This is a genomic window from Zwartia vadi, from assembly GCF_030410375.1.
Taxonomy (GTDB): domain Bacteria; phylum Pseudomonadota; class Gammaproteobacteria; order Burkholderiales; family Burkholderiaceae_B; genus Zwartia; species Zwartia vadi.
Genome location: NZ_JAUHHE010000011.1, coordinates 38,946 through 50,956, shown reverse-complemented (window position 1 = coordinate 50,956; position 12,011 = coordinate 38,946). Strand labels below are relative to the sequence as shown.

At 50.9% G+C, this 12,011-nt stretch carries 9 protein-coding genes; 3 read left to right on the top strand and 6 right to left on the bottom strand.

From position 1 onward, the window contains the following. Positions 1-9: 9 nt before the first annotated feature. Genes QWY27_RS10660 through QWY27_RS10650 form a run of 3 tightly spaced genes read left to right on the top strand, consistent with a single transcriptional unit; the run spans position 10 to position 3,421 of the window. Positions 10-1,584, top strand: a complete 1,575-nt coding sequence (locus tag QWY27_RS10660; protein WP_290197643.1) for an acyl-CoA synthetase — start codon at positions 10-12, stop codon at positions 1,582-1,584. A 35-nt stretch (positions 1,585-1,619) separates the two neighbouring features. Then, positions 1,620-2,597 carry a 2-hydroxyacid dehydrogenase gene (locus QWY27_RS10655; RefSeq protein WP_290197496.1) on the top strand — a complete coding sequence of 326 codons (978 nt, stop codon included), beginning with the start codon at positions 1,620-1,622 and terminating at the stop codon, positions 2,595-2,597. 35 nt (positions 2,598-2,632) lie between these two features. Beyond that, complete coding sequence (locus QWY27_RS10650; RefSeq protein WP_290197494.1) at positions 2,633-3,421, top strand: class II aldolase/adducin family protein; 789 nt, start codon at positions 2,633-2,635, stop codon at positions 3,419-3,421. 46 nt (positions 3,422-3,467) lie between these two features. Here the strand turns inward: QWY27_RS10650 and QWY27_RS10645 are convergent, their stop codons facing one another. The 6 genes from QWY27_RS10645 to QWY27_RS10620 form a co-directional block, all read right to left on the bottom strand. After that, positions 3,468-3,992, bottom strand: a complete 525-nt coding sequence (locus QWY27_RS10645) for a carboxymuconolactone decarboxylase family protein (RefSeq protein WP_290197492.1) — start codon at positions 3,990-3,992, stop codon at positions 3,468-3,470. 54 nt (positions 3,993-4,046) lie between these two features. After that, positions 4,047-4,958: an NAD(P)-dependent oxidoreductase gene (locus QWY27_RS10640; protein ID WP_290197490.1), complete on the bottom strand. Its 912-nt coding sequence runs from the start codon at positions 4,956-4,958 to the stop codon at positions 4,047-4,049. Between the two features lie 62 nt (positions 4,959-5,020). Beyond that, positions 5,021-8,215, bottom strand: coding sequence for an efflux RND transporter permease subunit (locus QWY27_RS10635; RefSeq protein WP_290197489.1), 3,195 nt, complete (start codon positions 8,213-8,215; stop codon positions 5,021-5,023). Between the two features lie 24 nt (positions 8,216-8,239). Then, entirely contained in the window at positions 8,240-9,370 is a 1,131-nt protein-coding gene (locus tag QWY27_RS10630) for an efflux RND transporter periplasmic adaptor subunit (RefSeq protein WP_290197486.1), read from the bottom strand. Continuing rightward, positions 9,367-10,962 carry an efflux transporter outer membrane subunit gene (locus tag QWY27_RS10625; protein ID WP_290197485.1) on the bottom strand — a complete coding sequence of 532 codons (1,596 nt, stop codon included), beginning with the start codon at positions 10,960-10,962 and terminating at the stop codon, positions 9,367-9,369. The genes QWY27_RS10630 and QWY27_RS10625 overlap by 4 nt, the downstream gene beginning before the upstream one ends. Positions 10,963-11,017: 55 nt before the next feature. Continuing rightward, on the bottom strand, positions 11,018-12,010 hold the full coding sequence (locus QWY27_RS10620; RefSeq protein WP_290197483.1) for a Bug family tripartite tricarboxylate transporter substrate binding protein: 993 nt from the start codon (positions 12,008-12,010) through the stop codon (positions 11,018-11,020). Between the last annotated feature and the right edge of the window lies 1 nt (position 12,011).

Sequence of the window (12,011 nt, the reverse complement as noted above, 5' to 3'; positions counted from 1 at the left end):
GCGCAGTCAATGAATCTGGGGCGTTTACTTACCCATACCGCCCGCCTCTTTCCCGAGCATCCTGCGCTCATTCAGGGTGAACAAGTCTGGACCTGGTCGCAAATCAATGCGCGGGTCAATGCCATGGTTAGTGCCTTACGGGCGTTGGGCTTAAAAAAGGGCGACCGTATTCTTTTGCAGTCCCGCAACAACCTGCAAACTTTTGAAAACAGTTGGGCTGCGTTTAAACTCGGCTGCGTCTGGGTACCGACCAACTTCCGCCTGACACCTCCTGAAGTCGCTTATCTCGGCGCTTCAAGCGGTGCAGTAGCCATGATTGTTGAGGACTGTTTTCACGCCCATACCGATGCGGTAAAGGCTGAGTCTGAAAGTTTGCAACACGTCATCGTCATTGGCACGCCGCGCATAGGCGAACAATCCTATGAAGCCCTCATTGCTCAACATCTGGGCGCATCCGATGCCGAAGAAACCGTTTCTTACGATGATCCATTATGGTTTTTTTATACCTCTGGCACAACGGGCAAACCCAAAGCGGGCATTCTTACGCACGGACAGATGGCCTTTGTCGTCAACAATCATCTGGCTGATTTGATTCCGGGCACCACGGAGCGGGATTGTTCCATCGCTGTGGCCCCGCTCTCACACGGTGCAGGCATACATGCGCTCCTGAACGTTGCTCGAGGTGCGGCAACTGTTTTGATGCCCAGCGAAAAACTTGATCCGGCGTTATTTTGGCAAGCAGTCGAGCGTCACCGTGTCACCAATCTTTTCACGGTGCCCACAATCATCAAAATGCTGGTAGAGCATCCAACCGTTGACGAGTTTGATCACTCATCGCTGCGCTATGTGATTTATGCGGGTGCCCCGATGTATCGGGCGGATCAAAAGCTTGCTCTTCAAAAACTCGGCCAAGTATTGGTGCAATACTTTGGCCTTGGCGAAGTGACAGGCAACATTACAGTCCTTCCAAGAGAAATGCACAGCGCCGATGATACGGATCCCAATGCCAATATTGGTTCCTGCGGAAGACCCCGTGTCGGCATGGAAGTGGCCATACTGAATGACAAACTTGAGCCTGTTCCAGTTGGCGAAATTGGTGAAATCTGCTGTCGAGGCCCTGCAGTTTTTGCTGGGTATCATGGTAACTCAGAGGCGACCGCCAAAGCACTGCGAGGGGGCTGGTTTCACACCGGCGACTTGGGCAGACTCGATGCCCGCGGTTTACTCTACATTACCGGCCGCGAATCAGACATGTACATCTCAGGCGGATCAAACGTGTACCCCCGCGAAGTTGAAGAAGTACTTCTAACACATCCCGCCGTTGACGAGATCGCCATTCTTGGTGTGCCTGACGAAAAATGGGGTGAAGTCGGTGTAGCTGTTGTTGTCAGGCGCGCCGATCAGCCAGCGATCGATGCAGCGCAACTACTTGGTTATCTCGAGGGGCGTTGCGCAAAGTACCGTTGGCCGAGGCATTTTGTCTTTTGGGAAACGATGCCCAAATCAGGGTATGGAAAAATTGTCAAAAAAGACATCAAGGCATTGCTCATTGAGCGCGGTGAAATCATCATTCCGCAGGTATAAGCCCTAATCACCTCGCTTCTCTTTCAAGCACAATTATGTCATCTCATATTGCCTTTCTGACCCCCATGGCTCAGCCCACTATCGACGTGATTCGTGGACTTATCCCTGAGGGATTCACAATAGCCTTTGCGCAATCCAATCAGTCCTCAGAGCATTTGGAGCTGGTAAAAGACGCGGAAGTGATTATGGCAGCCGGTACTTTCGTCACGGCAGAGATCATCGCTCAGGCTCCCCGTCTGAAACTCATTCAAAAATGGGGAATTGGCGTAGACAAAATCGACCTTGAAGCGGCTCGACGCGCGGGGGTCACTGTCGCGATTACGGCTGGGGCAACTTCTATACCTGTCTCAGAGCATACCTTGATGTTGATCCTTGCCACCTCGCGGCGCTTGCCGCTTGCCCACAGAAGTCTTCAGGAAGGCAAATGGATTGCGGCTGAATTGCGGACGGTTTGCTCAAAGCTTGATGGCAAAACAGTCGGACTCTTTGGATTCGGTAATATTGCTCGTTATGTTGCCAAACGGCTCAGTGGCTTTGATGTCAACCTCATCTACCACAGCCGTACAAGGCTGGATCCGGCTCTTGAACAGCACTACAACGTACGCTATGTGGACTTTGACACTCTGCTCAAAGAAAGCGATATTCTCAGTCTTCATGCCCCACTGACGCCTCAAACCAAACATTTATTTAACGCCGAAACGTTTAAAAAAATGAAGCGCGGTGCGATGTTGATCAACACAGCTCGAGGCGAGCTGATTGATGAACACGCTCTCGTTGAGGCACTCCTTAAAGGACAGCTGTCTAGTGCCGGACTTGACACGTTTGAAGGCGAGCCGCCCCGTGCCGATCATCCTTTGCTGCACATGGATCAAGTCGTTGCCACCCCGCACGCTGCAGGCGGAGTCTACGACAACGTTCCGCATATCGTGGGGCACATGTTTCGAAACATCGAATTATTTTTTAATCAGCAACCACTGGATGCAGCAGACGTGATCGTTGCGCGACCAAGCTAATCTAGATCAAAACAAAATACACTCAGGAGATTATTGTGAGCGGCAAATATTCAACACAGTTTGAGTCACTAAAAGGCAAAGTCAGCCCAGAGGAATGGGAGACACGCGTCACTCTAGCTGCGTGCTATCGCTTGATGGACAAGTACGGCATGACCGATATGATTTACAACCACATCACGGCACGGATTCCCGGCACTGAAGATTTACTGATTAATTTATACGGCTTGCTCTACAAAGAAATCACCGCCTCCAGCCTTGTGCGCATCACTGTTGAGGGTGAAATCGTACATAAACCAGATACTGACTACGGCATCAACAAAAGTGGTTATGTCATTCATGGCTGCATCCACACCGCTCGACCAGACATCAGCTGTGTCATTCATACGCATACTCGTGCGGGCATGGCGGTTTCCTCCATGGATTGTGGCCTACTGCCGATGACTCAAACAGCGAGCCGTTTCAATAACCATATCGGTTACCACGACTTTAATGGACCAGCAATTGACCTTGCCGAGCGTGAAAGCCTTGTTAGGGATTTAGGTCAGCACAATGCGATGATTTTGCGCAATCACGGCCTGTTGACCAGTGGCGCCTCAGTCCCTCAGGCGTTTAACTTGATGTATCAACTCGAAATGTCCTGCCGTGCGCAGGTTGATGCAATGGCCGCAGGGGCCGCTTTAAATATTCCTCCTAAGGAAATACTGGAGAAGTCTGCGCATCTGTATCAACCTGGTGTGCGTCGCCCCTACGGTGAGCTCGAATGGCACGCCATGCTCAGACTGTTGGATGCCGAGCCTGGCGGCTACCCTCTGTATACGTCCTAAACTAGCTAGGCCTGAGGGAAATACTTCTCCTGACAGGCAACGTGCGTTAACGGGTGTCGTGCGAATGAATTTGCAGTGCTTCAAGAAAACGCGACACCATATTGTAGGCTCCGATCGTCGCGGTTAACTCGACGATCAGACGCTCACTCAGCAAGGCCTTCACGCTAGCAAAGACTTCCGGTGACACATGAATATCTTTGGTCATTGCATCGGCATAAGCGAGGACGGCACGTTGGGTCGAATCAAACTTCGCTGATTGCTGCCAGTTTGCCAAATCGTCAAGCTGCGCTTGCGTCACACCTTCTCGCAAAGCGATGGGGGCATGTTGCTCAGCTTCGTATGGCGCGCCATTCACAATCGCAATCCGCATAATGACAAGCTCACGCAATGCGCCAGGTAGAGAGCTTTGCTGACGGATCGCAGTCAAATAATTCAACCAGCCGCTCGCAACCGGAGGGCTGTGCAAGAGCATTTGATACAGATGCAACACACTACCGCGCTCGGCAGTAATGCGATCCACAAGAGGTTTGGCTTCGGGATTAGTTAAATCAGCGTATGCAATGCGTGCCATGAAAGTGATCTCTAGGGGTTAAAGATCACAGTTTACCCATATCGTTCTGAAAGATCACCGCGTTTTGTGATGAGAATCTGTATAGTTCCGAATCACAGCCGAGTCGTCCTGTTTGCCATGACCGCTGCTACTGGCTTGGACAAACTGCAAGAATGCCGCGTGGGCCATCGAAGCGGGAAACATGCACTGTCGGGCACTATCCACAACCAAACCGAGATCCTTCACAAAAATATCCACCGCCGATGCAACATCATCAAAAGACTCGGTCACCATTCGCGGTCCCCTGTCAGCAAGCATCCAACTCGATGCAGCCCCGCTTTTAAGAATTTCGAGCGAAGTGTCGAGCGGCAGTCCATTGCGTTTGGCCATTGCGAGGGCTTCAGCGGCGGCAGCGATATGCACACCGCACAGTAGCTGATTAATTACCTTCATCTGACTGCCCTGCCCAGGCTCCGATCCGAGGGAGAAAATGTTGCCACCAAAACTAGACAACACAGGCTTGACGCGTTCACAGACCGAGGGATCCCCTGCCATCATGACTGTCAGTGTCCCATTCAGTGCACCGTTCTTGCCACCGCTTACCGGAGCATCCACCAGATGAATCTTGAGCTTTGCCAGCCGTTGTGACAAATCTTTGACATACTTTGGCGGCATGGTGCTGCAGGCAATAAATACTGAATCAGGCTTCATGTGCGCAGCGAGACCCTGCTCACCGAAAAGAACCTCCTCGGTCTGGGCGTCATTCACCACAAAGCTAACGATCACCTCACAAGCGCTCGCCATCTCGAGAGGGCTTTGCGCAGCATGCCCTCCGCTCGCTTCCAGCCATTTCAACGCCTCGGGGTTCACATCGCGGCCAAATAGTTTGAACCCGCTTTTAATGAGGTTCACAGCCACACCACGCCCCATCACCCCCAAACCCACTAAACCAACCGCAACACCTGCACCCTGATTTGTCTGACTCATGACGATACGGTCTCCGGTAGAAGGCTAGGAATGGAATGGAGCAAAACTGATGGAGGCATCGATCACGACCCTTCAGTAGAGCCCGCTTTTTCAGCTGCTAATGCACGTTCGTGTGCAGCCAGGCGAGCGGCCTGCTTTGCTTCGTGCTTAGCTTGACGTTTATCAGCCCAAGTTCGAATTTCAACATAAAAGATCGGCACAAGCGCCACGGCTAAACATGTTGAGGCAATCATGCCACTGAACACCGTGATACCAATCGATACGCGTGCGGCAGCACCTGCGCCTGAAGCTGTTAGCAATGGTACGACGCCCAAAATAAACGCAATGGAAGTCATAACAATCGGCCGGAAACGCTCGTGGGAAGCTTTAAGGGCAGCCTCGACTGCTGTTAATCCTTTTTTCTGTTCTTCGAGCGCCACTTCCACAATCAAAATTGCGTTTTTGGATGCTAGAGCAATCATTAGTACAAGGCCAATCTGTACGTAGATGTTGTTAGCCAAGCCTGTGGCGAACAACGCGATCACTGTTCCAACCAAGGCAAGCGGTACGGCCAAAATCACAGAAATCGGCGCTGACCAAGACTCGTATTGCGCGGCAAGAACCAAATAGACAAGCAGAATGGAAAGTGCGAAGACTAACACAACAGTATTGCCCACTAACTTTTCCTGATAGGACATCGCTGTCCACTCAAAGCTAGCAGACTCGGGCAACGTTGTACGAGCAAGTGACTCCAATGCAGTAATCACCTGACCAGAGCTATAACCCTCGGCTGCCGCCCCCAAAATAGCGGCAGTAGGATAGATGTTGTATTGCGAAGCAATCGCCGGGCCGGTTGTTTCTGAAATTTCAATGAATGAACCAAGTGGAACCATATTGCCTGATTTATTCTTGACGTAGAGGCGATTGATCTGATCCGCGCTTACGCGGCTTTTTCCATCCGCCTGCAAGAAGACCTGATAGGTCTGACCATATTTAAAAAACTGATTCACGTACGTCGAACCAATCGATGACTGGAGTACGTCATAAGCGTCCCCGAGCGAAACACCCAATGTCTCGGCGCGAGAAGGATTAAAAGTAAGCTTGAGCTGTGGAACATTATTTCTAAAGGGCGTAAAGATTGCCATAATTTCAGGCAATTTACGCGCTTCACTTAGAAAGTTTTCGGTAATTTGTTCAAGCTTTTTAAAATCGTTACTACCGTCAACAAGCTGCAACTGCATTTGAAAACCGCCCGACAAACCCAGACCAGGAATCGCAGGGGGTAACAGGACATTGGCGCTCACCTCTTGAACGGACTTGATTGCCTCGCTCATTCCTGTGTAGATAGAACGCAAATCCTCACCCTTGCCTCGAGCCTCCCAGGGTTTCAAAATCACATACATCACGCCCGTATTCGACTGGGAACTGTTGTTGCTCAAAGCATTGACGCCACCAATCGACACAACTTGCTGCACACCAGGAACTTTTTCAATGGCTGCAACCACTTTGGCCATACCGACCTGAGTCCGAGACAAGGCCGCAGCGTCAGGCAACTGCACAGATACGACCAAATAACCCTGGTCCTCATTGGGAATAAAACCTGTCGGCAAACGAATCAACCCCGCAATAGCGCCCACGATCAACACCAGCCCCACCAAAGTGGTGATTTTGCGGTTTGCCATCAAGTGTTTCATCAGACTGGCATACCAATCTGAAATTTTTTCAAAAACCTGATCAAACTTTGTGAAGAACCAGTTCTTTTTAGCTCCTGGTAACTTTGGCGTAATGAACTGCGCAGCCTGAGTCGGCTTGAGTGTCATTGCATTGATCCCGCTAATCAGTGCCGTCGCGGCAATCACCAAGGCGAATTGTCGATACATCTGACCCGTAATCCCAGCGATAAACGAGGCGGGTAAAAATACTGCCATCAAAACTAAAGTGATCCCGATGATTGGCCCGAGCAACTCATTCATCGCATTGATTGCGCCTTGACGAGGGGTCTGACCCATCTCGACCTTTTTAGCGACGCCCTCCACCACGACGATCGCATCGTCCACCACGATACCAATACACAGAACAATTGCGAATAATGTCAGCAAATTGATGGAAAACCCCATTGCAGCCATACAAGCAAAGGCACCGATAATCGTGACTGGCACAGTCGTGGCAGGCACAAGCGTGGCACGCCAATCCTGCAAAAAAAGCATGATGACCAAGAGTACCAAGATGCCAGCTTCAAACAAGGTGTGATAGACCTCCTTGATCGAAGCCGTTACAAACATCGTGGTATCGAAAGGTATTTCCCACTTGATTTCCTTTGGGAAAGTCTTGGAGATCTTTTCCATTTCAGCACGTACAGCGTTCGCCACATCAATTGCATTCGCTGCGGGCAATTGATAGATCGCAATTCCTCCGGCCGGCTTTTCACCTAGACGGAAAAACTGGCTGTAGTTCTGACTCCCCATTTCAACCCGAGCGACATCTTTGAGACGTGTGATTTCACCCTGATCATTCGTCTTAAGCAAAATTTGCTCAAACTGCTCTGGCGTCTCAAGTGCACTGGTCACGTTCAGGGTGAGCTGAAAGTCCTGCCCCATGGGAACTGGGGGTGCGCCAACTTGGCCGGCTGCCAGCATGACGTTCTGACGACTGATCGCTGTTGCCACATCAGTGGGCGTCAAATTACGCATTTTGAGTTGTGCGGGATCCAACCAGATCCGCATGCTGTAGTTACCCACACCGAACACGTTGGCAGCGGCAACACCTGGAATACGTGCCAAGCGATTCTGTAATTGCAAGTTGGCAAAATTACTCAGAAACAAGGCATCATGTTCAGGATTGCTCGAGGTCAAGGTGACAAATTGCAAGATCGAAGTGGATTGGACCTTCGTCGTGACCCCCTGTTTTTGAACAGCCTGCGGCAAGGAAGCGAGCGCGATCGCAACCCTGTTCTGGACAGTGACCTGGGCCATATTCGGGTCTGTTCCAACCTCAAAAGTGACTGTCAGGGTGTAGCGCCCGTCATTTGTCGAATCAGACTGCATGTAGAGCATATTCTCTACGCCGTTCACCTGATTCTCAATGTTGCTGGCAACAAGCTGCTGAACGAGACTCGCACTCGCGCCAGGCCACATTGTGGTGACCTGAACCGTTGGCGGCGTCATAGGCGGATATTGCGCAATCGGTAAACCAAAGATAGACACCGCACCGATCAGCATGGTGATCAACGCGATCACATTGCCTAAAACTGGGCGTTCAATAAAGAATTTTGAAAGCATGGGGGATCCTGTTGCCTGACTGTTTTAACGTGCAGGCAACGGCGCAACGGTCGAGAGTTCAGGCTTGACCTCCAGTCCGTCTCGCACATTGATAAAACCGTTGATGATCACAGTATCGTTCGCACTCAAGCCACTCGTGACTTCAACGAGAGGACTGAATACCTGGCCCCGTTTGATATTCCTTCGCAAGGCCTTGTTGGACGCATCCACCACAAACACATAATCACCTTGCTGATCAGTCAGGACACTGCTGTTGGGGATCATCACAGCTAAACGTGGCTCGCCATACTCCACGCGTACTTTGGCATATAAACCGGGCAAGAGGCTGAAAGACTGATTAGGAAGTTCGGCTCGCAGCTGCAAGGAGCCTGTGCTCGTACTCAGCAGATTGGCCGCAAAATCCAACGTCCCGGTGTGTGGATAGCCCTGCTCGCCCTGAAGCTGGACATGAACAGGAAGCTTGTTGACTTGGGACTTGCGCTCCTTCTCATTCACAAACCGCTTTTGATATTTCAGTAAATCTCGCTCGTTGATTGAAAAATAAACGTAGATCGGATCAATTTTTTGGATCGTTGCGAGCTTGACGCCTTGGGGACTCGAGCCAAGATAGTTGCCGACATCAATCAGGTGGCGTCCCATCAACCCATCAAAAGGCGCGCGGACCTCCGTGTAACCATAGTTGATTTGAGCAAGCTTCAGATTCGCTTCGGCCTGTAGGTACTGAGACATGGCCTTATCAACAGCCGCCTGGGACGTCGCATTGTCTTTGAGCAACGCTTTTTGACGGTTGATTTCTATTTTTGCTTCTTCAAAAACAGCCTTTGTCAGATTGACTTGCTGTGCGTACTGATCCTGTTCAATGACAAAGAGTAACTGGTCTTTTTTAACCGGTGCACCATCTTCAAAGGCAATTTTTGTCAAAAAGCCTGGGACTCGCGCTTCAAGATCTACGGATAAATATGCCGCAACGTTACCATCGAAAATTTCATAACTACGCACGTCCTGAGAAACAGGTTTAGCAACAGTCACTGCAGGTGGAGGATTAACTTTGGCGGGCGCTTTTTTGTCACAAGCTGAAAGAAACAGAGCGGAAAACAACAACACACCCACAACAGGCATCCGTCTGGCAATCATATTCATTATCATCGTACTCATTGAATGGCCTCGCTTGACTTCACTAAACGTGGCTCGGCAGGATTGACCAAGGCATCGCCCCAATTCGTTCTCGCCTGCATCTGCTCAACCATGGCGGCAGGCAGGGCGGGAATGGCTAATTCGCCGCTCCATCCTCCCCCAAGTGCTTTAAAAGCGGCAACATAGCCCAGCAAGTTATTTGTCTGGGTTTGAACCAAGCTGTTTTGAACCTGAAGAAGCTGCTGTTGCGCCACAATCACTGTGTTGTAATCGTTTTGACCCGCCTTGTAGCGATCAAGCGCCAGTGCGGCTGCGCGTTGGGCGGCAGTCACAGACTTTTTAAGATCTTCAGTTGAACTGCGCGTGGTGGAAATAGAGGTGAGCGCTTGTTCGACTTCTTTTTGAGCCTGTAATACCTGATTTTGATAAGCTAACAAGCTGCTCTGAAAGACCGCGTCCTGGACTCGAATCTGATCGACGATCGCGCCCCTGTAAAAAAGAGGAAACAAAAAGCTGCCACCGATTGAGCCTGTTCGATTGTCCCAGGAAAACAGACTGGATTGACTGACATTGTTGACCGATACATTCTGGAAGCCAAAATACCCGCTTAATGAAAAGCTTGGGTAGAGGGCTGCGGTATTGACGCCTATCAGGGCAGATTGCGAAGCGGCCGCATACTCAGCTTGCAGGACATCCGGACGTCGTCGCAGCAAGTCCTTGGGTATGCCAACCTGAAGGGATTTAGGTGGCTGCAGGCTGGATGTGGTTTCTCCGTATGCTTTTTCATAAAAATCCGGCGGCTCGCCGAGCAAAATACTCATGGCGTATTCTGCATTTTTCAAGGCTGCAATCAAGGTGGGGATCTCAGACTTGGTTTGCTCGTACTGGGACTCCGCCTGACTCAGGTCGAGCAAGGATGTCGCACCATTTTTAAAACGCGAAGATGCGATTCTCAGGCTTTCGGCCTGAAGCGCAAGGTTCGTGCGCGCGACCCGAATCAATGACTGATAATTGCGAATCGTTATGTAGGTATTGGCCACATCAGCCGCAAGCGAGACATCGGCGGCGTAATATGCTGCGGTCGTTGAAAAAAGAGAAGAAACAGTACTTTCGATGCCCCGTCTGTACTTACCCCAAAAGTCTATTTCCCAATTTGCCTGGACGACTAAATTTTGCGTAGTGGACAACGACGAGGCATTCAGAAACTGGGTCAGAGCGTTGGGTTGATCGGTGCGCGTAACCCCACCCCCTAAGCCTACTGTAGGTAGCAGGGTGGCATCCGCTACACCGAGCTGGGAACGTGCCTGATAAATGCGCAGCGCTGCGCGTTGGAGCGAGAGATTATCCCTGGCCGCACGCTTGAGCAAATCGTTCAAAACAGGATCGTTGAAGTCCGACCACCAACGCACTGGATTGGGGGCATTTTCAATCGCAATGGGGATAGATTCCGTGAACTCGGTTTTTTTTGGCGTCGAAAAAGCGGGCTGAAGTTTTGCTTCTGGCTTTTGAAAATCAGGCCCCACCATGCAACCAGAAATGGAAACGGCTCCTGAGACGAATAAACAAAGTCTTAGGAGCCAGATTTTGGGCAATACGATCTGAGATGGAAACATCGCAGGATTCTAAAGCACTTTTACTTACCTCGTCTATGCTTTTAGAACAATCCCATCAGTCAACTTGCGCACCTGAAATTTTTACAATTTCCGCCCACTTTTTCATGTCTTCTTTGTGAATGCGCGCAAAAGCTGCTGGACCAGGATCCGCCGCAGGCGTGATGCCTTGTGTATCTGTGAGCCAGGTTTTAAAGGCAGGCGTAGAAACGATCTTCACGATTTCAGCGCTCATTTTGGAGGAAATATCTGCCGGAAGGTTGGCTGGACCAAATAATCCGTACCAAGTAGTGCTCACAAATCCTGGCAAATTGCACGCTTCAGCCACCGTCGGGACATCAGGCAGTGCGGCAAGACGGGTCGGACTCGTCACGGCGAGCGCAATCGTACGCCCCCCCTTGACGGAAGCAATGGCCGGGGCGCTCTGGTTAAAAAACATATCCACATCGCCGCCAAGCAGTGCCGTCATGGCAGGACCCTGACCGCGATAAGGTACATGCACCATGTCAACCTTGGCAGCGCTGGCAAACTGCGCCCCCGCTAAATGGGTGGACGCTCCGTTACCGGTCGAACCGTAGTTCAACGCACCAGGCTTGGCGCGCATGAGCTTGAGCAGATCAGCACAAGTCTTGATCTCTGGGTGTTTTTTAGGGTTGATCAACAACACATTCGGTACATCACCCAGAATGGCGATGCGGGTAAAGTCTTTTTCGACGTCAAAACTAAGCTTTTTATAGAGAGCAGGATTGATCGCATGCGTACCGGCAGTACCGAACAAATAGGTATAGCCATCTGGCTGAGCACGGGCAACAAGATCAGAGGCGATATTGCCACCCGCGCCGGTTTTAGCGTCCACAACGACCGGAACATTCCAGGCGGCGGTGAGGGCCTCGCCTATTTTGCGCGCATAGATGTCGACACCTGACCCGTTTGGAAATCCTCCGACGATCGTAATCGAGCGCGATGGCCATTTGTCAGCTTGTGCAAAGGCAGATGAACTGACTGCAGCGGCTAGCAGCGCGAGAGTGACTTTTCGAATGACGTGACGCATG